At 68.5% G+C, this 21,533-nt stretch carries 17 protein-coding genes; 8 read left to right on the top strand and 9 right to left on the bottom strand.

The annotated features are described in order from the left end of the window. Positions 1–132 precede the first annotated feature (132 nt). Positions 133–285, bottom strand: coding sequence for a hypothetical protein (locus OG225_RS32945; protein WP_405178732.1), 153 nt, complete (start codon positions 283–285; stop codon positions 133–135). 64 nt (positions 286–349) lie between these two features. On the opposite strand from OG225_RS32945, the gene OG225_RS32940 reads away from it, so the two are divergent. Together OG225_RS32940 and OG225_RS32935 are read left to right on the top strand one after the other, a co-directional pair. After that, positions 350–787 (top strand): winged helix-turn-helix transcriptional regulator, encoded by a 438-nt coding sequence (locus OG225_RS32940; protein WP_405178731.1) that lies wholly within the window; start codon positions 350–352, stop codon positions 785–787. Positions 788–1,029: 242 nt separating this feature from the next. After that, the gene (locus OG225_RS32935) at positions 1,030–2,184 is read left to right on the top strand and encodes a polysaccharide biosynthesis protein (protein WP_405178730.1); all 1,155 of its coding nucleotides are present in this window, start codon (positions 1,030–1,032) and stop codon (positions 2,182–2,184) included. Positions 2,185–2,536: 352 nt separating this feature from the next. On the opposite strand, the gene OG225_RS32930 is transcribed toward OG225_RS32935, so the two are convergent. Beyond that, positions 2,537–3,700, bottom strand: a complete 1,164-nt coding sequence (locus OG225_RS32930; RefSeq protein WP_405178729.1) for a DUF3068 domain-containing protein — start codon at positions 3,698–3,700, stop codon at positions 2,537–2,539. A gap of 231 nt (positions 3,701–3,931) precedes the next feature. Here OG225_RS32930 and OG225_RS32925 point away from each other — a divergent pair, with 231 nt between their 5' ends. Then, entirely contained in the window at positions 3,932–5,107 is a 1,176-nt protein-coding gene (locus OG225_RS32925) for an acyltransferase family protein (RefSeq protein ID WP_405178728.1), read from the top strand. Between the two features lie 153 nt (positions 5,108–5,260). On the opposite strand, the gene OG225_RS32920 is transcribed toward OG225_RS32925, so the two are convergent. The 4 genes from OG225_RS32920 to OG225_RS32905 all read right to left on the bottom strand — a co-directional run bounded on the left by OG225_RS32920 (position 5,261) and on the right by OG225_RS32905 (position 11,520). Then, positions 5,261–9,448, bottom strand: a complete 4,188-nt coding sequence (locus OG225_RS32920; RefSeq protein ID WP_405178727.1) for an alpha-(1->3)-arabinofuranosyltransferase family protein — start codon at positions 9,446–9,448, stop codon at positions 5,261–5,263. Between the two features lie 124 nt (positions 9,449–9,572). Continuing rightward, positions 9,573–9,740 carry a DUF2613 domain-containing protein gene (locus tag OG225_RS32915; RefSeq protein ID WP_109523124.1) on the bottom strand — a complete coding sequence of 56 codons (168 nt, stop codon included), beginning with the start codon at positions 9,738–9,740 and terminating at the stop codon, positions 9,573–9,575. 136 nt (positions 9,741–9,876) lie between these two features. Further along, a complete protein-coding gene (locus OG225_RS32910; RefSeq protein WP_405178726.1) occupies positions 9,877–10,971 on the bottom strand; it encodes an isochorismate synthase MenF in 1,095 nt (364 codons plus the stop codon). A 69-nt stretch (positions 10,972–11,040) separates the two neighbouring features. After that, positions 11,041–11,520: a universal stress protein gene (locus OG225_RS32905; RefSeq protein WP_216911654.1), complete on the bottom strand. Its 480-nt coding sequence runs from the start codon at positions 11,518–11,520 to the stop codon at positions 11,041–11,043. Positions 11,521–11,668: 148 nt separating this feature from the next. Here OG225_RS32905 and OG225_RS32900 point away from each other — a divergent pair, with 148 nt between their 5' ends. The 4 genes from OG225_RS32900 (at position 11,669) to OG225_RS32885 (ending at position 16,238) form a co-directional block, all read left to right on the top strand. Next, entirely contained in the window at positions 11,669–12,835 is a 1,167-nt protein-coding gene (locus OG225_RS32900; protein WP_405178725.1) for a glycoside hydrolase family 3 N-terminal domain-containing protein, read from the top strand. 254 nt (positions 12,836–13,089) lie between these two features. Further along, positions 13,090–13,689, top strand: coding sequence for a TetR/AcrR family transcriptional regulator (locus tag OG225_RS32895; protein ID WP_216911652.1), 600 nt, complete (start codon positions 13,090–13,092; stop codon positions 13,687–13,689). 110 nt (positions 13,690–13,799) lie between these two features. Further along, positions 13,800–14,912, top strand: coding sequence for a DUF5685 family protein (locus OG225_RS32890; protein ID WP_405178724.1), 1,113 nt, complete (start codon positions 13,800–13,802; stop codon positions 14,910–14,912). Positions 14,913–14,990: 78 nt separating this feature from the next. Then, entirely contained in the window at positions 14,991–16,238 is a 1,248-nt protein-coding gene (locus OG225_RS32885) for a DUF5685 family protein (RefSeq protein ID WP_405178723.1), read from the top strand. A 74-nt stretch (positions 16,239–16,312) separates the two neighbouring features. On the opposite strand, the gene OG225_RS32880 is transcribed toward OG225_RS32885, so the two are convergent. Beyond that, the gene (locus OG225_RS32880; RefSeq protein WP_405178722.1) at positions 16,313–17,176 is read right to left on the bottom strand and encodes a MaoC family dehydratase; all 864 of its coding nucleotides are present in this window, start codon (positions 17,174–17,176) and stop codon (positions 16,313–16,315) included. Beyond that, positions 17,173–18,531: a 3-oxoacyl-ACP reductase gene (locus OG225_RS32875; protein WP_405178721.1), complete on the bottom strand. Its 1,359-nt coding sequence runs from the start codon at positions 18,529–18,531 to the stop codon at positions 17,173–17,175. Before OG225_RS32875 ends, OG225_RS32880 begins: the two co-directional genes overlap by 4 nt. A 235-nt stretch (positions 18,532–18,766) precedes the next feature. Here OG225_RS32875 and OG225_RS32870 point away from each other — a divergent pair, with 235 nt between their 5' ends. After that, positions 18,767–20,077 (top strand): acetyl-CoA C-acetyltransferase, encoded by a 1,311-nt coding sequence (locus OG225_RS32870; RefSeq protein WP_355089452.1) that lies wholly within the window; start codon positions 18,767–18,769, stop codon positions 20,075–20,077. A 285-nt stretch (positions 20,078–20,362) separates the two neighbouring features. Here the strand turns inward: OG225_RS32870 and gnd are convergent, their stop codons facing one another. Then, on the bottom strand, positions 20,363–21,391 hold the full coding sequence (gene gnd / locus OG225_RS32865; protein ID WP_405178720.1) for a phosphogluconate dehydrogenase (NAD(+)-dependent, decarboxylating): 1,029 nt from the start codon (positions 21,389–21,391) through the stop codon (positions 20,363–20,365). Between the last annotated feature and the right edge of the window lie 142 nt (positions 21,392–21,533).

Raw genomic sequence — 21,533 nt, 5'->3', positions numbered from 1 at the left:
CACCCGGTGGTGCGCGCCCGAACTGCTCCCCGAAGTAGGTGGCGCTCGCTCGAGCGGTTGTGGACCGACGCGAGCACCCGACAAGCCGAGGGTGTGGCTCCCGGGGCAGCATGAGGACCGCGCCGGGTCATCTCAGCCGAGCACGCGCGTCCGCAGGTCCGCCGTCCATTCGACGTATTCGATCTCGTTCCCGTCGGGGTGGCGCGCGTAGAGGAATCGGCCGGTCGCGGACGACAGCGGCTCGCCGATCACGACGCCTCCGGTCGCGGCGAGGAAATCCGGCACCGCCCGGACGCTACGGCTCGGGCCCAACCTCGGTAGGTACGCGCTTTCAGGTGAGAGGTGGTCGATGACCGACAGCGCGGCCGAGCGGGAACTGGCGAGCGCCGTGGCCCGCCGGGTCTTCGCGACCCTGTCGACCAAATGGGCGCTGCCGATCATCGAGGCCATAGGTTCCGGCCGGCCGCGCTTCGCCGAGATCCACCGCGCGGTCGACGGGATCAGCTACAAGATGCTGACCGCCACCCTGCGCGCACTCGAAGCCGACGGCATCGTCGCCCGACACGACTACCGCACCCCCGGTCCACGCGTCGAATACACCCTGACCACCGCCGGAGCGGATCTCCTGCGCACCGTCCACGGATTGTGCGCGTGGTCGCGCGCGCATCTGGAGGAGTTGGTCGGGCAGATCGCTACGGCACCGTCGCCGGTGCCGCCGAGTCTGGGTCGACGGGAGCATGACGGGTTGGTCGAGCGCCCGGACGTATCGCCGTCGTCCCGACGCTGAGTAGCGGTCGCCGCCGAAAACCTGCGGATCCGGCCATCGCCGCGTGCGGTACGGAGCCGTCTACCGCTCACACCGCGTGGCTGTACGGTCCGGCCGGTACCGGCGGACATGTCGCGTCGAATCCGGCGGCACGCCGATGTGGGTCTGCGCGGGGCCGGATCGGGGAGGTGGGACGATGGGGTGTGCTCGCGGTCCGTCGTCTCCCTGTGGTCGCGGATTTGACGTTGGTGACAGCCGGGGCGATGACCGCGAATGTGGCCGGTTACCTGCTGCAACTGCTGGCCGGGCGTTGGCTCGGGGTGACCGGATACAGCGAATTCGCCAGCCTGCTCGCGGTGCAGTTGCTGTGCGCGGTGCCCGCGCTCGCGTTGCAGAACGTCGTCGCGCGGGAGTCCGTGCGCGGGGCGGGGATCGCGCGGTTGCGCGCGCTCCAGTGGCGGTGCGCGGTGATCGTCGCCGTGGTCGCCGCGGCGTTGATTCCCGCGGTGACGTTCGCGCTCGACGTGGGGGTCGCGGCCTGCGCGGCGGCGCTGGGAGCGGCGCCAGCGCTGGTGCTGCTGTCGGGTGAACAGGGGATTCTGCAAGGGGCCAACCGTTTCCGCGGTCTGGCCGTCGTACTCGGCGTCGCCGGGATCGCCAGGGTGACGCCCGCGCTTGTGGTACTCGCGGTCGGCGGCGGTGCGGCGGCGGCCCTGTGCGCGGCGGCGGGAGGACTGGTCGCCGCGGCGATCTTCGCCCGCTACGTCGCCGGTTCGGCGCGGACGGCCGAGGCCGGAACCGGCGAGCACATCGTCGGCGTGCTCCCGGTCTTGCGGGCCGCGCAGGTGCAGGCCGCGTTGATGGCGCTGTCCTCGGCGGATCTGATCGTGGTGCGCATCGTGCTCGACGAGGTCGACGCGAGCCGCTACGCCCTCGGCACCATCGCGACGAAGATCGCGTTCTGGCTGCCGCAGGCGGTCGGGGTGGTGCTGTATCCGAGGATGGCCGCGCAGACGCATTCGGCCCGCGCGATCAGGGACGCGCTGGGCGTGCTGTCCGCGATCGGCGTGGTCGCGGTCGCCTGCGCCGCGCTCGCGGCTCCGGTGGCACCCCTGTTCGCGGGTGAGGACTACGCGCCGATCCAGGGCCTGCTGTGGTTGTTCGCGCTGCACGGCGCGATCCTCGCGGTGTTGCAGGGCGCGGTCCTGTCGGCGATCGCGGTCGACCGAACGGCCCTTGCCGCCGTCACCTGGATCGGTCTGGCCGTCGAGGTCACGCTGATGGTGTCGTTCGCCCGCACGGTGCCCGCGCTGATCGCCACGGCGGTTTCGGTCGCGGCGGTCACGACCGCGGTCGTCGCGGTGATCGTCCTGCATACCGCCGAGCGTCCGGTAGCCGCCGCGACGCCACGGATCTGAGGCGGTCGGTCGTCTGCGGGCGTCGAATTCGGCGGGCCGGAATTTCAAGATCATCGAGTCGGCGACAATGTGGCTTACCGCCGAAGCGAACGCCGTGCTCGACACCGTATACCGGTGCGCGGACATCGGCCGTACGTCGAGTCCCGGTGCGCTGTCGATGAATTGAATGTTTTGGATATCCGAGGTTTGCCCCTCGCGTGAATTCCGGTACCGGGGCAGGTCCTTCGGTGGCACTCCGTCTCGGTCGGACAATTCCCGCACCGCTATTCCGCCCGGTGCGCAAACGAATTCGGCCCCCCGGCGAGGAGGCCGGGGGGCCGAATTCGAAGGTTGCTCGGAGTGAGCGGGTGGATCAGAGATTCTTACGGATATCGATCTGCTCGGTCGGAGCGTCATCGCCGCCGCGCGGACGACCTGCGGTCGGCGCCGGGCCCGTCGCGGCGGGTCCGCTCGGCCGTCCGTACGGGCCCGCTGAGCGCCCGGCCGGAGCCGAGGTGGAACCGCCGGTGAGGCCGAGGACGATGCCGCCGATGATCGCGAGCACGCCGAGAATGCCGAAGATGATCGGCATGGTGCGCCCGAACAGCGACAGCTTGTCGATGTTCTCCTCGGCCACCGAGATCTGCGATTCGATGGTGTTCTCGTCGAAGACCAGGTTCGACTTCAGCGCGGTGACATCCGGCTTGTTGGCGTTCTGGGCGTAGTAGAGGTGGATCTGCTCGCCGCCCTTGATCACGGTGCCGGTGTCCGGCTCCACCCACACGTCGCGGACGTTGGTGTAGTACCGGGTCATGGTGACGGGAGCGTCGCCCTCCATGCCCCACTTCGCGGCGGGCAGCGTCAGCTTGTTTGTCGGGGTCTGCACGACATCCCACATGCTGGTGGCGGGGATGGTCTGCTGGAAGTGGTAGACCTTCATGCTGTTGATCTCGGTCTCTTCGACGAAGTTGATGTCGAAGGTCGCGCGGGCGTTGATGTCGAAGTACGGGTAGGTCTTCTTCTCGGAACCGATCGGGAAGCGGTACTGGAGACCGGTGTGCTGGACCGGGTCGGCGATGCTCTCGCCTTCCTTGTTGGTCGTGACCGCGATGGAGCCGTTGGGCTCCTTGTCGACGGGCATGCCGTCGACGCGGTCGATGGTGACCCGGTCGACGGTCGCGGTGAGCAGGCCGGTGTCGCCCTGCTTGTCGATGCGGCGCAGGGTCTGGCCGGCCTGGATGGTCATCTCGTCGGCGTCGGACGGATCCTCGACCGTGAGGAAGCGCTGCGAGACGATCGGCACGTTGGTGTCGACCTTGGCCGCGCCTTCGGGAGCGGTGAGCGACTTCGAGTCGAGCACCAGACTGTCTTGACCCGGCTGGTTGACCGCGACCGTGGTGATCTCGAGGTCGAGAGGAGTCTTCGACAGTTTGCCGACGGTATAGGTCGGGATCAGCAACGCCATCACGACGAGCAACGCGCCCAGGCCCACGAGTAGGCAGGCCACCGTCCTTCTGGTACCGGCACTCAGTGCCATGCAAACTCTCCTCGTCTAGAACACAGGCGGATCCGGCAAAGTGCCGCGTAGCCCGCAGGGCTTATACCTCTGCGGGCGCACCACAGCACTCGTGAGCCCCGACACTAACAGTCCGATGTCGTACTATGCGGTGCCGAGGCCGAATCCGCCGAGAAATCGTCCGAGTTTAGCGTGAAATGTGAAACGTATTGTTCTCAACCCGGAAAACCGGTGAGAGAAGACCGGAGGACGATGACCGCGACCATCCCCGTGCCGTCGGAGACCACCGACGTGGCGCCGCCGCGCTCGCGCGGTTTCGTGCCCGCGCTGGAAGGTATGCGCGCGATGGCGGCGCTCGGGGTGATCGTCACCCACGTCGCCTTCCAGACCGGTGCGTCCTCGGTGTCGTTCGGCCGGATCCTGGAACGTTTCGACATGGCGGTCGCGGTGTTCTTCGCGCTGTCCGGATTCCTGCTGTGGCGACCGCACGCCAGTGCCGCGCGCGGATTCGGGCCGAAACCGTCCACCCTCCGCTATCTGCTCCACCGTGGCGCGCGCATCCTGCCCGCGTACTGGGCGGTGGTCGTCGCGGTCCTGATCCTGCTGCCCAACGCGGCCCACACGGCGGGGATTCGCGTGTGGCTGTCCAATCTCGGGCTGCTCCAGGTCTTCGTGCCGCTCACCCTGACCGACGGGCTCACCCAGATGTGGAGTCTCTCGGTGGAGGTGGCGTTCTATCTCGTGCTGCCGCTGTTCGCCTTCGCCCTCGTCCGCTTGCGCGGTGACGCGGCGCGGTACCGGGTGCCCGTCATCGCGGGTTTCGGGTTGCTGTTCCTCGGCTGGAATTTCCTGCCCGTCCCCACCCAGGACGCGATCCACGCCGACAACTGGCTGCCCGCCTACCTGCCGTGGTTCGCGGTGGGCATGCTGCTCGCCGAACTCGTCGACGATCCTGCCGCGCTGTCGAAGTGGCGTCGTTTCCTGGGAAACCAGCGGATCATGTGGTCCATCGCGTTGGTCGCGCTGATCTTCTCCGCGACCGATCTCGGCGGTCCCGCCGGACTCACCCACGCCGCACCCTGGCAGTACGTGGCGAAGATGGTACTCGGCACCGTCATCGGATTCGGACTGATCGCCCCGCTGGTCCTCGGCGACGGCAAACATCGCTGGCTGCAATCGCGTACGGCGGCGACCCTCGGCCGATGGTCCTATGGGATCTTCCTCTGGCACCTGGCCGTGCTGTCGATCATCTTCCCGGTCTTCGGCATACTGCCGTTCCAGCGCAACTTCGTCTTCGTCCTGCTGCTGACCGTCGCCCTCACGCTCCCGCTGGCCGCCGCCAGTTTCGCCCTCATCGAGGATCCGGCCCGCCGCTTGGCGCACCGGTTCGACGAGGCGAAACTGGCAGGGGAGAAGAACGCGGCGTAGTAGCGCGAGGCTGCAACGCTGACATCCTCGGGCTGTTCGGTCGGCGTATCCGGCGTGTTCGCCCCGTTCGTCGCGGGGGCGGCGATCGGAATCCGGACTCGTCGCGCGGTGAGCACGCGCTCCCGCTGGACGAGAAGGACCTCACCGACAGTGCTAGCCGTCTCGTGGGTCGCCGTCGTCGGCATCTGCCCCGCCCGGTCGGGTGCGGGCGCGCGGGAGCGCGGCGATACCGACCGCGATCACCGCGATGAGCGCGGGCACCTGCACCCAGACCGAGCCGCCCACGTATCCGCCAGGTGAGCGCCACGGCCCGGTGGACAGCGCCGCGAGCGACAGCGCGGTTCCCACCCCGGCGACGATCGCGAGGTGGTTCGCGGTGACACGGGCGTAGAAGCGAGCCGCCGCCACCCCGGCGACGGTGAGCGCGGCACCGACCGGACCGGCGATGATCGTCGCGGCGGCGGTCACCCCGACGATGCCGACGGTGCGCGTCCCCCAGGTACGCGGCACCGCGATCGCCTCGATGACCGGGGAACGCCGCCGCGGTATCGCCAGCGCGATCAAGGGGATCAAGAGCAGGAGGCCGCCGAAGATCCCGAGTCGATACCAGCGGTCGGCGGGAAAGGAGACGGTAATCGGTTCGTCGCGCGCCGACCAGTTGTCGGGCAGCCGCCAGCCCTGTTGCCAGCCGTCGATCACCACCGGCGCGAGTTCGGTGCCGTCGGCGGTGCGAGCCTGCCAGCCCACATTGGTGCTGAGCGGCAGGACGAGCAGTTGCTGCCCGTCCGGGGCGGGTGCCGGTGGGGTATCGGTGCGCGTCAGCCGCAGCCGATCGACGAAGAACAGTTCGGTCGGCCCGACACTGACGTCGGCGGGTCCCGGTCCGACCACGAGCGCCGGTGGACTGTCCGTGGACGCGGGTTCGTCGCCGTCGCAGGGCTGAGCGGAAACCGGTGCGCTGGAACGCAACTCGTCGGCGGTCGCGGTGACGCTGGTCCGCGCGGCGATTCCGTCGACGCTCACCGTCGGGCCGAGCGCGCACGGGATGGTCAGCGGTCGATCGGCGGGAGCGGGCGGCGGGTAGTCCGGGCCGAGGACCGAGATCTCGGCCAGGCCCGGCGGCTGTTCGGCGGCGAAGCCGAGCGCGGTCCGGTCCAGTACCGGCGTCCAGCTCTGGATGCTGAGCTCGATCCGGTCGGTGACGGTCGGGAACAGCGATATCCGCGCGGGTTCCCCGTCTGCCCGGTCCTTGTCGAGTTCACGGACCTGCGGACCGTTGCCGAGATTCACCGAGACCGAGGTGGGTGCGGCGGGCAGTCCGCCGAGCGAGGTAGTGAGATCGAGGCCCGTGACCAGCGCCGGTTCCGGCAGTTCGATCGTCAGTGTCGGTTTGGCGCCGGTCTTGGATCGCACCGAATCCTCGGGCGCGGTCCAACTGGTACGCGGGTCGCCGTCGGTCGCGGCGAAGGCGGCGCCGCGCAGGTCGCCGACATCGGCTTTGCCGCGGGCCACCGGACGGTCGGGGTCGGTGAGCATGGCTTCCAGCGCGGGCCCCTGCCTGGTGCGCAGGGTCAGTCGCGGGGTGACCGGCATCGGTTCCGGCGAGGTGAGGGTGCGCTGGAAAGTACCGGGTTCTTCCGGTGCCAGGGCGAGCCCTTTACTGCATCTGATGCGTTCGGGGGTATCGAAACACGCACTGCGCCCGGGGAATTCCTGTCCCAGGTCCCAGGTTTCGACCCGCGCGCCCGCCGGTGTCGGCGGCAGGACGGTGCGATGCCTGATATCGACGCGCACCGGTGCGTCGCGCACGGAGTAGTCGTCGAGGGTCAGTTCGCTGATGCCGAATTGTCCACCGCGACGGCCACCTTCGGTGCGGATCGCGGTGATGCTCACCCAGTCGGTCGAACCGACGGGCAGTGGGATCGACACCGGCGTACCGGGTTCGGTGATCCGTGCGGACACACTGCCGTTGACGGTGCGCACCTCGACCCATTTCACCGGATCGCCGATAGCGGCCGGGCTGGTGGTCAGGCGCAGCAATCCGGAGCGAAGTGGACGGTCGAGATCGAGCCGAAGCCACTGTCCCACCGAACTTTCCAGTCCGCTGCTGATCCAGGAGGTGGCCGGGTCGCCGTCGATCACGGCGGTCGTCGAACTGCCGGGGGCCGAACCGCCGATCTGGGTGGCGTCGGAGGCCGAACTCGACGCGGTGATCGTCGCGCCCGACCATTGCCCGCGCACCGGCTCCGCGCCTGCCACCGGATAGTCGGGCACCAGATTGTGGGTGCGCCGCGGATCGTCCGGGGCGCGCAGGGCCGAATTGTGGTTGTCGACGCGGCCGAAATCCGATTCCCGGTCCATCGGCGTATCGGTGACGGTCAGCGGTCCGATCGGCAGTCCGGCGGCGGCCGCGTCGCCCGCGAGCAGGACCGGCGCGTCCGGGTGCTCCGGATCGCGGCGCAGTCGTTCGAGTACTTCGGGACCGCCCTGCACGACCGGCACCGAGGCCAGCGGGACGGTGTACGCGCCGGGGAACGAATCCGGCGCGCCGACTCCCGGGGCGACCGCGTCCGGTATGCCGGGGGCGCGCGCGTCGACGCGATAGATCTCGACCGCAGGGTAGGCGGGACGCAGATCGCCGTCGGCCACCAGGTTGTCGGCGATGACGACCGGTTCGATCGGATTGCCGAATTCGGCGACCCTGGTCAGCCCCGGCGACCCCTCGATCGCCCGGTGCGCGAGCAGCGGTCGAGTCGAGCGCGAGGTCTCCGGATCGAGGTCGTTGCGCAGCACCAGATAGCCGATGCCCTGGTCGGTCAGGGTCGCCGCGAGTCCTTCCGAGGGGCGGCCGTCGGCGATCAGCCGCTGCACCGAATCCATCGCGCGGATGGTGCCGGGCGGGTTGAGCGGGACGGCGTCGCGGATCGCCCACGGGGTATCGGCCAGCGCCTGGAGCGGCTCGTCCCTGGTCAAGCCCCATACCTGGCTGCCGAAGGGCGCGCCGGGCACCACGAGCGCGCGGGTGTCGGCGGCATTGTCGGACAGCCACCGCGCGGTCTGTTCCCAGTAGGCGGGGACCTCGTCGTAAGCCCCGCGCGGGGCTAGTTTCCCGGTCCAGGCCAGCGACGTGGACAGTGTCAGCGCGGCGAGCACGAGGGCCGCGATCGCGACCATGCGGTCACGTTCGGGGTGCGCGAAGGCGCTGCGCCACACCGGCAGCGGTGACGAGACAGGTAGCGGCACCCGCGAGAGTAGATGTGCGAGACCGATGACGAGCGGAAGCCGGATCAGCGGTTCGAGTTTGTGGACATTGCGCAGCGGCGCACCACCGGAATCGAGGAAGACGCGTACCGATTCGGCGAACGGACCGCTGAGTTCCCCGACGTAACCGGCGCAGATCCCGACCAGGCCGACCAACAGGATCAACGCGAACCGGCCGCGGAACGGCATGGTCCGCATGGCGAGTCCGGCCAGTCCCGCCGCCGCGAGCAGGCCGGTCGCCAGTACCGCCGCGGGCTGGGTGACCAGCACCGCGCCCGCGATACGTTCCGGGGAGACGAACGGCGTCCAGCTGTCGGTGCCGCGCAGCACCTCGGCCAGGGAGGCCCACTGGGTGGTGACGCCGGAGGATTCGATGTAGTCGAGGAACGGCGGGCTGACCTTGCCGAGCAGCAACAGCGGCACCGCCCACCACAGGGTGGCCAGCACGAGCAGCGGAATCCACGACCTGGTGAAACGCCACCAGTCGCGATTGGGCCGATACGAGGCCCACCAGAGCAGGGCGGGCAGGAAGGCCGCGACGGTGGCGACCGCGTTGACCGAACCCATCAGCGCGAGAGCGAGCGCGCTGCCCGCGGGCGATACCGCGCCGCCGCGCGCGCGTCGGCGATAGGCGGTGCCGAGCGCGGCGGGAGCGAGCAGCACCCACGGCGCGAGCATCATCGGCAGCGTCTCCGAGGAGATCGAGCCGAGTGTCGTCAGCACCCGGGGGGAGAGGGCGAACGCGATCGCCGCGATGATCCTGGATCCGCGACTGCCGATGCCGAGCACTTCGCAGAGCCGGACGATGCCCCAGAACCCGGCGAGCAGCAGTAGCGCCCACCAGATCCGCTGGGTCACCCAGGCGGGCAGGCCGAGGATGTGCCCGGCCGAGAAGAACGCTCCGTGCGGGAAGAAATAGCCGTAGGCCTGGTTCTGCACCTGCCCCATCGGGGCCTGGCTGCTCCACAGGTGGGCGGCGCGTTCGAGGAATCCGAGCGGATTCTGCGCCAGGTCGTATTTCGTGTCGGCGACCGTGAGACCGGGCGCCTGGAGAAAGGTGAGCAGGAATGCCGCGACCACGGTCCCGGCAAACCAGCGTCTACCCAGCGGTGCGACTTCCGGACGAGCCTGAGCTTGTGCCCCTTCTCGAACCTCTGCCGCGCCGGAGCCGAGTGAGTCGGCGGATGAAGCGGAGGTCAGAGGCTCAGCGTGCGCCGTATTCAACGTTGTTGAGCAACGAGGAATCCGGGTCTCCCCGGTCGAGGTCGGGGCGCGAGTTCTGCTGCACAGCGGCTGTGATCACGAATACCGCGACCGCGCCGAGGACGGCACCGGCGACCGCACTCGCAATGCCAGGGACAGCAAACTTCATCGCGGGACTCCAATGCATCGACGCAGGCACATTCCGGGTCAACCTAGCAGGCCGATCGGTCTGCCGGTGTCAACAGTCCGTGTTTTCGCGTGCCGAATCCGGAAACTGCTGGTCGGTTGTCCGATTCTGCGCGGACTCAGTGCGCGGGGACGACGCAATCCAGTCCGCGCAACAGTGTGCGCAGTTTGGCCGTGGTCTCATCGAGTTCGACCTCGGGATTCGACGCGGCGACGATGCCGCCGCCGGCGCTCGCCCGCACCGCGCGGCCGTCGGCCGACAATTCGGCGCAGCGGATCGCGACGACCCATTCGCCGTCACCGGCCGCGTCGCACCAGCCGACCGCGCCACCGTAGAAACCTCGATCCTGCTCGCCCGCCGTGATGATCTCCAGGGCGAGCGCGGTCGGGGTGCCGCAGACCGCGGGGGTCGGATGCAACATGATCGCCAGATCGAGCGCGGTCGTCGCCCGGTCACGCAGGATGCCGGTGATCGGGGTGGCCAGGTGCCAGACTTCCGGCGTGCTGACCAGTTCCGGACCGTCGGGAATGGACAGTTCGGCGCAGACGGGTGCGAGGATCTCGCGGATCCAGTCGATCACGAACGCGTGCTCGTCGCGATTCTTGGTGCTGGACAACAGTTCCGCGGCCTGCGCGGCATCGGCCGCCGGATCCGAAGGCCTCGGCATCGTGCCCGCGAGCGGTCGCAGGGTCACGGTGTCGCCGTGGCGGGCGACGAGGACTTCGGGTGTCGCGCCGATCAGGGTCGCGCCGTCGCGGCCGGAGGGTGTCAGGTCGACGGCGAAGACATTCGCGTGCGGATGCCTGGTCAGCAGGTGCGCGGCGACGAGTTCGGCATCGAGCGGGCTGTCGGCCTCGGCCAGCACGGATCTGGCCGCGACGATCTTGCGCAGCGGCTGGCCGGGATCGTTGAGCAGTTCGACCAGCGCCCGCACCCGTTCCACATGTGCCGCGGGAGAGGGGATCTCGTCGACCACCCGGACCGGGGGCAGCGGGGGGAGCGCGGCGGGGCGCCACGGTCCCGCCGTGTGCAGTACCTCGCGTGGCGCGTTCAACGCGGCGGGCCCGCTCGGATCGAAGGGCAGCGCGCCGACGATCAGGTCCGCCGACCCGTCCCGCAGCGCGCGCCCCGCCGCCGCCGGTTCGGCGAAGACGCGATGACTACCGTGCGCGCGCAGCACACTGCCGGGTTGGGCGAGCAGGAATTCGTTCATGATCCTTCGACACTAACGCCGCAGGCCGCCGAGTCCGGATGCTGCGAGTGATGTCTCAGCGAGGATGTCTCAGCGTGCCGGTTCGCGGCCGGGCGGAACCATGAGCACCGGGCGATGGCAGTGTTTCAATACCGCGTCCGCGACACTGCTGTGCAGGAGCGCGCGGATCCCGGTGGCGCCGCGAGTGCCCGCGACGATGATGTCGACGTCGAGTTCGTCGGCGCAGTCGACGATGGCGTTCCATATGGTCGACGAGCATTCGGCGGTCCGCGCCTCGGCGTTGAGCCCGGCCAGTTTCGCCAGCCGCACACCCTCGATATTGACATTCCTGGCGTCGACGTAGGCGATGTCCTCGATCTCCTCGTCGGGCACCCATTCCGGCTGCATCACCCCGGAGAGTCCCGACAGTCTGGCCGCCTGGCGCACCATGGGCTCCCAGGCGGTGAGCACGACGGCCCGGTTCGCGGACAGGAACCGTCCGGCGTATTCGACAGCGCGCTTGGCGTTCTCGGAACCGTCGTAGGCGATGAGCATCAAGTCGCAGGGCATGATGACCTCCCGGTGAGGGCGCACGGCCATTTTACCGGATCGGGCCGTGTCGTTCCGGGTGTGACGGCGGCCGTCCGCGCGCCGCCGCCGACGCGCCGGAGCGCCCCGGGGACGGACTCGGGCCTGTCGCGCAGTAGCGTGGATGCCCATGCGGAAGACGCCTCTCGTTCTGCTCGCGATCATCACCGCGGTCGCCACCGCCTGCTCCGGCGGTGACAGCGACACCGAAACCGCCGCGACCTCGACCACGCCACCGTCGACGGGGCCGACCACCACCGGCGAATCGTCGATCACCCCGGCCCAGCGCGATTGCGGAGCGGCCTACCTGGCGCAGTTCACGCCGCGCCAGAAACTGGCCCAGCTGCTGACCGTCGGCGTCACCGGCGGCGCGGACGCGATGGAGACGGTGACATCCGAGCAGGTCGGCGGTGTTTTCGTGGGTGGGTGGACGGATAAGTCGCTGCTGACCAACGGCCAGTTGCCGCAGATCCAGCAGACCGCGATCGTGCCGCTCATGGTCACCATCGATGAGGAGGGTGGCCGGGTCTCGCGCGTCGCGGATCTGATCGGCTCGGCGCCCTCGGCCCGGGAGACCGCCCAGACAATGACCCCCGAGGAGTTCTACCAGGCGAGTCTGGTCCGCGGCCGGGCGCTGAAGAATCTGGGTGTGACGGTCGATTTCGCCCCCGATGTCGACGTCAGCAGTCAGCCCGACGATTCCGTCATCGGCGACCGCTCGTTTTCCGATGATCCCGATGTGGTCACCCGCTACGCCGACGCCTATATCCGCGCCATGAACGAGGTCGGCGTCGGGTCGGTCATGAAGCATTTCCCCGGCCACGGTTCCGGCTCGGGCGATTCGCATACCGGCGCGGTGCGGACACCGCCGCTGGATCAGTTGCAGACCAGTGATCTGGTGCCCTTCCGCAATCTCATCGGTTCCGGCGCCGCCGTCATGGTCGGTCATCTCGACGTGCCCGGCCTGACCGCACCGAATATCCCCGCCAGTATCAGCCCGGCGGCGATGTCGTTGTTGCGCAACGGTTCCGGTTACGGCGCCGCGCCGTTCGACGGCCCCATCTTCACCGACGATCTGAGCGGTATGGCCGCCATCACCAGCAGGCTGGGGATCGAGGCGGCGGTGGAGGCCGCGCTGGTGGCCGGTGCGGACAATGCCCTGTGGATCAGTACCGACGCGGTGTCGAGTGTGCTCGACCAGTTGGAGAACGCGGTGGCGAGCGGCAGGCTGCCCGCCGCGCAGGTCGACGCCTCGGTGCTGCGCAACGGCAAATACAAGGGCGCGGCTCGCTGCTGATCCCGTTTCCGGTCACATCCCCTCGGCCCGCGCCTCTGTGCGCGGGCCGTCGCGTCACCCCGTCATGTCGGTCGCGGAAGGTCTGGTCGTAACGTAGGCGGGCCGACCCGCCGCCGGATCGCACGTCTAGCCTCATCGAGTCCGGTCGGTGGTGACCGCGCACAGTCCGGGATGACGGCGACTGGTGAGCAAATCCAACCCGCCGAACTTACCTTGGAGTAATATAGGGACTTCACCCTGTGGTAGGAGAGTGGATGGCGGGCGGAACGAAGCGACTTCCTCGGGCGGTTCGTGAGCAGCAGATGCTCGATGCCGCCGTCGAGGTTTTCTCGCGCAACGGGTTCCACGACACATCGATGGACGCGATCGCCGCCGAGGCGAAGATCTCCAAACCGATGCTTTACCTGTACTACGGCTCGAAAGACGAACTGTTCCGCGCGTGCATCCAGCGTGAGGGCCTGCGTTTCATCGAATCCGTGACACCGGCGGGCAACCCGCTGCTGACCCCGCACGAACAGGTGCGCACCGCGCTGGAGGGTTTTCTCGGCTTCGTCGACCGCAACCGCAGGTCATGGCAGGTCCTCTACCGGCAGGCCATCGGCCAGCAGGCCTTCGCCTCGGAAATCGAGAACGCCCGTGAGCGCGTCATCGAACTGACCGCCAAACTACTCGAGTCCAGCGCCAAATATCCCGAACCCGGCACCAACTTCGATGTGGTGGCGGTGGCCGTCATCGGTGCGGGCGAGGCCATCGCCGATCGGGTCGCCAGCGGTCGCATCGAAGTCTCCGAAGCGGTCGACCTACTCGACGACCTGGCCTGGCGCGGTCTGGCCGGGCGCAAGAAGGCCGAGTAGCCCCGAACCTTCGCTCGCCTTGCCGTGCGCGGTGCGGGGTGTCAGAGTTTCCTATCCCGCGGCGAATCGATCCGCGGTGAACGAATCCGGATCGAAAGAATCGGGGCCGCATGTTCGGGCTGCTCACCCCCTGTGCGCACGGCGCGTACAAATACGGCATCGACCCGTCGCAGTGGCGCGCCCACATGTGCGGGCTGTGCGTCGGTCTGCGTGACGGACACGGTCAGCTCGCGCGCACCGCGACCAATACCGACGCGATGGTGCTCAGCATGCTCACCGAGACCCAGCTCGGCGGTCCGGTCGCTCGCACCGAGGCCGGGCCGTGCGCCTTGCGCGGGATGCGTCGCGCGAGTGTCGCCGCCGCCGATTCGCCCGGTGTCCGGTTGGCCTCGACCGCGTCATTGCTGTTGGGTGCGGCCAAGATTCGCGATCACGTCGACGATTGTGACGGTTCGCCGCTGTTGCGCCGTCCGATGGCGATGGTGTCGGGACGCTGGGCAGACGGCGCGCGGGCCCAGGCCGCGCTGATCGACCTCGACGTGGAACCGCTTGTCGCCGCGATCGATTCCCAGGGTTCGCTGGAAACACGCGCGGGTGCGTCGGATTCGCGCGTATCCCTCGATGAACTGACCGCCCCGACCCAGCTGTGCGCGGCCGAATTCTTCGCCCACACCGCCGTGCTCGCCGACCGCACCGAGAATGTCGAGTCGTTGCGCGAGGCAGGCCGCAATTTCGGGCGCATCGCCCACCTCGCGGATGCCGTCGAGGATCTGGAGGACGATCTCGCCCACGATCGGTTCAACCCGCTCGCCGCGACGGCGACCGCCGTCGATGACGCTTACGACCTGCTGCGCCGATCCGATACGGCCCTGCGGGAAGCCGTCACCGAAGTCGGACTCGATCGCGAGCCGACGGTGCGGTGGATGCTGCTCGATCCGCTCTCCAGCCTGCTCACCGGAATGGGTCGTGACCTCGGCATTCTCGCCCCCGCCGCGCACTATCCGCAGTACCCGGACCAGTATCCGCCGCAGTATCCCGACGATCCGAATCGGCGCAGACGCAAACCGAACCTGCTCGAGGGCATCGGCAAATTCCTCGTGCAGTATCCGACCGGTTACGCCTGCGTCGCCGACCACGACCGGCCGTGCAGCGGGCGCAGGAAGAAGGCCTGGATCAAGCGCATGGACTGCTGCGACTGCGGCGATTGCTGTTGCGACTGCTGAGTTACCGCTCGCCTCCGGTTCGCCTCGCGGGCGAACGGCTGCCAGGATGCTGTGGATCGACATGAAGGATCGGCCGTCGTGCGTCGGCCGGGGGAGGAATGGGGCGGAGTGTTCGGAATGCTGCGGCCGTGTTCGCACGGTGCGGAGAAATACGGAATCGACGCGTCGCAGTGGCGCGCGCACATGTGCGGGCTGTGCCTGGGTCTGCGTGACGGGCACGGTCAACTGGCGCGTACCGCGACCAATACCGACGCGATCGTGCTGAGCGTGCTGACCGAGGCCCAGCTCGCGGGTCCGATGGCGCGCACCACGGCGGGCCCCTGCGCGCTGCGCGGCATGCAGCGCGCGGAAGTGGCCCCCGCCGACGCGCCGGGCGTGCTGCTGGCCGCCACCGCCTCACTGCTGCTGGGTTCGGCCAAGATCCGCGATCACGTCGAGGACCGTGACGGTTCGGTGCTCACCCGTCGTCCGATGGCGAAGGTGTCGCACCGCTGGGCCGATCGCGCGCGCGGTCAGGCCGAGCGGATCGGGCTCGATATCGAACCGCTCGTCGGCGCGATCGCTGGGCAGACCGATCTCGAACACCGGGCGGCCGGTACCCACCGCGCGGTCGACGCGAGCCTGTCCGAGGCCGGGCGCGCAACGTCGATCTCGCTCGACGAACTCACCGGCCCGACCCAACTGTGCGCGGCCGAATTCTTCGCTCACACCGCCGTTCTCGCGGGTCGCACGGAGAATGTCGGCCCATTGCGCGAGGCGGGCAGGCATTTCGGGCGCATCGCCCACCTCGCCGACGCCGTCGAGGATTTCGACGACGATCGGGCACGCGGCCGGTTCAACCCGCTCGCCGCCACCGGCATGACGATGCCGCAGGCCTACGACCTGCTGCGTGAATCCGAATCGGCGCTGCGCGCGGCCGTCGCGGAGGCGCAATTGGCGGATCTGCCGACGGTGCGCTGGATCTTGCTCGATCCATTGCACTCGCTGCTGCGCCGATTGCGTCGCGGGATCGGGGAGCCGATCGCCCACGCGTGCAATGCTTCTTCGCGGCATGTGGCAGGCCGTGGGGACGCACCGCACGCGCATCGTGGAGGGACCGGCCATCGTCCCCCGACGCGCCCGAACATCGGCACCGGAATCGCGATAGTCCTCGGCGTCTATTGCACCGGCTGGGCATGCTGTGCCGAGCACACCGCCCCGTGCAGCGGCGAACGCAAAGACCCCCTGTGCAACGGCAGTGACTGCCCCGACTGTGGCTGCGGTGACTGCTGCGACTGTGGCAACTGCTGCGATTGCGGCGATTGCGGTTGCTGCTGCGACTGCTGATTCGGTCGGCGCGGTATAAGACGAGAAGCCCTCGAACCATTCAGGATTCGAGGGCTTCTCGGGGATACGGGCGATCAGCGCAGGGTCGCCGTCAGATGCGGGTACCCCTTCTTCGGATGTTTCAGTGCGAGATCCCAGCCGCCCGAGACCTGGTCCGCGTACATGTTCACCGTCGACGGCAGCAGGATCGGCTTCCCGAATTTCACCGTGTAGGTGGACTTCTCGGGGATCCTGCCCTCGATCGAGCCGAGTATCGCGGCGGCCGACCACATTCCGTGCGCGATCGGCTTCGGGAACCCGAAAGCCTTGGCGCCCAACGCCGAGGTGTGGATCGGATTGTGGTCACCGGAGGCCGCGGCGTACCGGTTGATCATCTTCTGATCCACCCGCAGCGCGCGCAGCGGTGGCGGTGGCACCTCGTCCGGTTTCGGTGCGGGTTTGGGTCCGCCCGACAGCGAGGTCTTCTGCTGGTGCAGGAACGTGGTCACCTGGCGCCACACCTGTTCCCGACCGACCTTCACCTCGGTGACGGCGTCGACCAGCAGGCCTTTGGGATGTTCGCGCAGGTTCTCGATATGGGTTTCGAAATCCAGCGGTTCGGCCACCGAGATCTCGCGTGCGCGCTCGATCGTGTTCTCCGCGTGCACCGCGCCCACCGCGACGAACGGGAAATCGCGGGCGACCACCAGTTGCATCGCCAGCGGGAAGCTCAGCACGAACGGGTAGGTCAGCGGCAGCGAATCACCGAAACGCAGCCCGGTGGCCCGGCAGTAGGCGGCCAGATGGTCCGGGGCGACCCGGAAACCTTCCAGTCGCACCACGCGATCCGGCAGCGACGCGCGGCGCTGGGACAGCAGCGGCACCGCGCCGAGTGCGGCCTTGACGAAGAGTTTGCTGTTCTTCGGCGGCTCGGTGAGCGAGATCCTCTGCGTCATCATGCCCCGATCAGGCTCTGCCCGCAGACCCGAACGACATTGCCGCTCACCGCGTTCGACGCCGGTCCGGCGAAGTAGGCGATGGTCTCGGCGACGTCGACGGTCTGGCCGCCCTGTAACAGCGAGCTCATCAGCCGTCCGGCCTCGCGGGTGGCGAGCGGGATGGCGGCGGTCATCGCGGTCTCGATGAAACCGGGCGCGACGGCGTTGATGGTGATGCCCTTCTCCGCCAGCTTCGGCGCCTCGGCGTCGACCATGCCGATGACGCCCGCCTTGGACGCGCCGTAGTTGGTCTGGCCGCGGTTGCCCGCGATACCCGCGATGGAGGACACGTCGATCACGCGCCCGCCTTCCTTGAGCACGCCGCGGGCGACCAGGCCTTCGGTGATGCGGTGCGGCGCGGCCAGATTCACGTTGATGACCGAATTCCAGCGGCCCTCGTCCATATTGGCCAGCAGTTTGTCGCGGGTGATGCCCGCATTATGCACGATGATGTCGATGCCGCCGAACCGCTCGGTGGCGAAATCGGCCAGTTTCTCGGCGGCGTCGGGGGCGGTGACGTCGAGCGCGAGCGCGGTGCCGCCGACCTTGTTCGCCGTCTGCGACAGCGCCTCGCCCGCGGCCGGGATATCGGCGACGATGACGGTGGCGCCGTCACGGGCGAAAACCTCGGCGATGGTCGCGCCGATACCGCGCGCCGCGCCGGTGACGACGGCGACCTTGCCCGCCAGCGGCTTGTCCCAGTCGGCGGGGGCGGTGGAATCGGCCGAGCCGACCCGGATCACCTGTCCGTCGACGAACGCCGATTTGGCCGAGAGCAGGAAGCGCAGTGTGGATTCCAGACCGCTGGCGTTCGGCGCGGCCTCCGGCGAGAGGTAGACCAGCTGCGTGGTGGAGCCGCGCAGCAGTTCCTTGCCGAGTGAACGGGTGAAACCCTCGAGCGCGCGCTGGGCGATCTGCTCGTCGACGCCGCCGGTCAGTTCCGGCGTGGTGCCGATGACGAGGACGCGGCCCGACGCGGTCAGGCTGCGCAGGGCGGGCTGGAAGAATTCGAAGAGCTGCGAGAGTTCTTCGATCGAGCCGATTCCGGTGGCGTCGAAGACGAGCGCGCCGTGCTTGGCGCCCTGCTCCAGCGAGTCGGCGAAGGTGTAGTCCGACAGGAGTGCGCGCGCCGGTTCGGCCACGCGGCCCTTGCCGCCGATCAGTACCGGGCCGGGCAGCGGCGCTTCACCTTTGGCGTAGCGGCGCAGGTTCTCCGGCTTCGGCAAGCCCAGTTTGCTCGCCAGGAACTGGCCGGGGGCGGAGTGTACGAACGATCCGTAGAGGTTGGGAGCACCCTTACTCTTGCTGGCTGCCACAGTTCCTACCTTTTCTGTGTCGTGGTGGTCTCGTGCACTGCATGCCCCAGGCGAACGTGTCGACACGTGCGGGGTACGGTGTCGACAATTAACTTACTCCAGAGTAAGTTTAATGTAAACCGATACCGCCGCCTGTCGGGTACGCGCGAGGAATTTCCGCGTCCCGCCCCCGGCGACGGTGTGCAGGCAGCTGTTCCCAGTGCATATGCCCACCCCACGAGACCTGGAGACTCGAGTGACAAGCAAAGCCCGTTCGGCCAAGACCCCGCGGCAGCCGCGCCCGATCGCGATCGTGGGCGGTAACCGGATTCCGTTCGCCCGCTCCGACAAGGCCTACGCGCACGCCTCCAACCAGGACATGTTCACCGCCGCGCTGGACGGCCTCGTCAGCCGCTTCAATTTGCAGGGTGAGCGCCTCGGAATGGTCGTCGGCGGCGCGGTGCTCAAGCGGGTCGGCGAGCACAGCCTGATCCGCGAGAGCGTCCTCGGCTCCACGCTGAGCCCCTACACCCCGGCCCACGATCTTCAGCTGGCCTGCGGCACCGGTCTGCAGTCCATCGTCACCGTGGGCGACGCCATCGCCGCGGGCCGTATCGACGCCGGAATCGGTGGCGGCACCGACACCACCTCCGACGCGCCGATCGGCGTCAGCGAGGGTATGCGCGAGTGGATGCTCGACGCCAACCGCGCCAAGTCCAACAAGGACCGGCTCAAGCTCGTCGGCCAGTTGCGGCCCGGCATGCTCGGTATCGAGATCCCGCGTAACGCCGAACCGCGCACCGGCCTGTCGATGGGCGAGCACGCCGCCATCACCGCCAAGGAATTCGGCATCGCCCGCGAGGCCCAGGACGAACTGGCCTACCTGTCGCACAAGAACATGGCCGCCGCCTACGACCGCGGTTTCTTCGACGACCAGATCACCCCGTTCCTCGGCCTCACCCGCGACGACAACCTGCGTCCCGGATCGACCGTCGAGAAGTTGTCCACGCTCAAACCGGTCTTCGGCGTCAAGGCGGGCGGCGCGACCATGACCGCGGGCAACTCGACCCCGCTGACCGACGGCGCGTCCGCGGTGCTGCTGTCCAGCGACGAATGGGCCGCCGAGCGCAAACTGCCGACCCTGGCCTACCTGGTCGATTCCGAGGTCGCCGCCGTCGACTACATCCACGGCCCCGACGGCCTGCTGATGGCACCGACCTACGCGGTACCGCGCATGCTGGCCCGCAACGGCCTGACCCTGCAGGATTTCGACTACTACGAGATCCACGAGGCCTTCGCCTCCGTCGTCCTCGCCACCCTCCAGGCCTGGGAATCCGACCAGTACTGCAAGGAACGCCTCGGCCTCGACGGCGCCCTCGGTGCGATCGACCGCGGCAAACTCAACGTCAACGGCTCCTCCCTCGCCGCGGGCCACCCCTTCGCCGCGACCGGCGGCCGCATCGTCGCCTCCACCGCGAAACTGCTCGCCGAAAAGGGTTCGGGCCGCGCCCTCATCTCCATCTGCGCCGCGGGCGGCCAGGGCGTCGTCGCCATCCTGGAGCGCTGAGACACGGAAAGGGGGGCATCCGATCCTTCCCCGGGATCGGATGCCACCCATCGCTGGATCCCGGTTCCGGCCGGATCGGATGACCGCGGCGGAAGCCGTGGTCGCCGAGGCGGATCGGAGCCGGGGCCAGCCGGTGAAAAACGTACTTCAGTCGGGCTTCCGTGGTGACCGGAACGGGCGGTTTGTTCCGCTGACCGGGGCGGACAGGGACGGGCGTACCGACCGAGGTGCGGTAGCGCCCGGCGCGTGGGGGGATTCGGTCAGGGGGCGTTTCGGTTGCGGTGCTTACTTTTTCGGCAGTTCGTGGTGTCCGCCGAACGCTTCGCGCATGGCGGAGAGCATCTTGTCCGCGTAGAGCGAATCGCCGCGCGAGGAGAAACGCTGGAACAGCGCGGCCGCGAGGATCGGCGCGGGGACACCGACGTCGATCGCGGCGTCCAGGGTCCAGCGTCCCTCGCCGGAATCGGAGACCCTTCCGTCGAAGGAGTCCAGGTTCGGGTCGGCGTAGAGCGCGCCCGCGGTGAGGTCGAGCAACCACGAGGCCACCACCGAGCCGCGTCGCCACACTTCGGTCACCTCGGGGATGTCGAGGTCGTAGCGGTAGAACTCCGGATGCTCGAGCGGGGTCTCCTCGGCGGAGAACTCCCCGGCGTGCTCCGCGCCGTAATCCGCCTTGTGCAGGATGTTGAGGCCTTCGGCATAGGCGGCCATGGCCCCGTACTCGATGCCGTTGTGCACCATCTTGACGAAATGTCCGGCCCCGGCGGGACCGCAGTGCAGATATCCCTGTTCGGCGGTCGACGGCTCCCCGTCGCGTCCAGGCGTCCGCTCGGCGGCCCCCACGCCCGGCGCGATGGATTTCAACAGCGGATCGAGGTGTTCGACGGGTCCGCTCTCGCCGCCGATCATCAGGCAGAAGCCGCGCTCCAGTCCGAAAACGCCACCCGAGGTGCCGATATCCACGTAGTGGATGCCCTTCGGGGAAAGTCGCGCCGCCCGGTGTATGTCCTCGTGATACCGGCTGTTGCCACCGTCGATGACGATATCGCCCGATTCGAGTAGTTCGCCGAGTTGGTCGATCACCGCGCCGGTGGCACCCGCGGGGATCATCACCCACACCACCCGGGGAGTTTCCAGCCTGCCGACGAAATCGGCCAGGTCCGCGGTGCCGTCGAAACTGTCGCCGAGTTCAGAGGTCAACTCGTCGATATTCTCGGTTCTGCGGTCACAGCCGACGGCCGTATGCCCGTCCCGGACGATCCTCCGCACGATATTGGCGCCCATTCGGCCGAGGCCGACCATTCCCAGCTGCATATCCGACCATCTCCCTGGTGTGTGCCGAGCGGATGTGGCGAGAGTCATGCTCATTGTCACGCTCAGATCGCCGCGCCGCCGTCCACGGTGTGTAACGCACCGTGCGCTGCGCCGATAAACAGATCGGCTCCGCGTAGTTGCC

This window comes from Nocardia sp. NBC_01377, from assembly GCF_045040005.1.
GTDB classification, from domain to species: domain Bacteria; phylum Actinomycetota; class Actinomycetes; order Mycobacteriales; family Mycobacteriaceae; genus Nocardia; species Nocardia noduli.
This window is presented reverse-complemented; position numbering and strand designations above follow the sequence as displayed.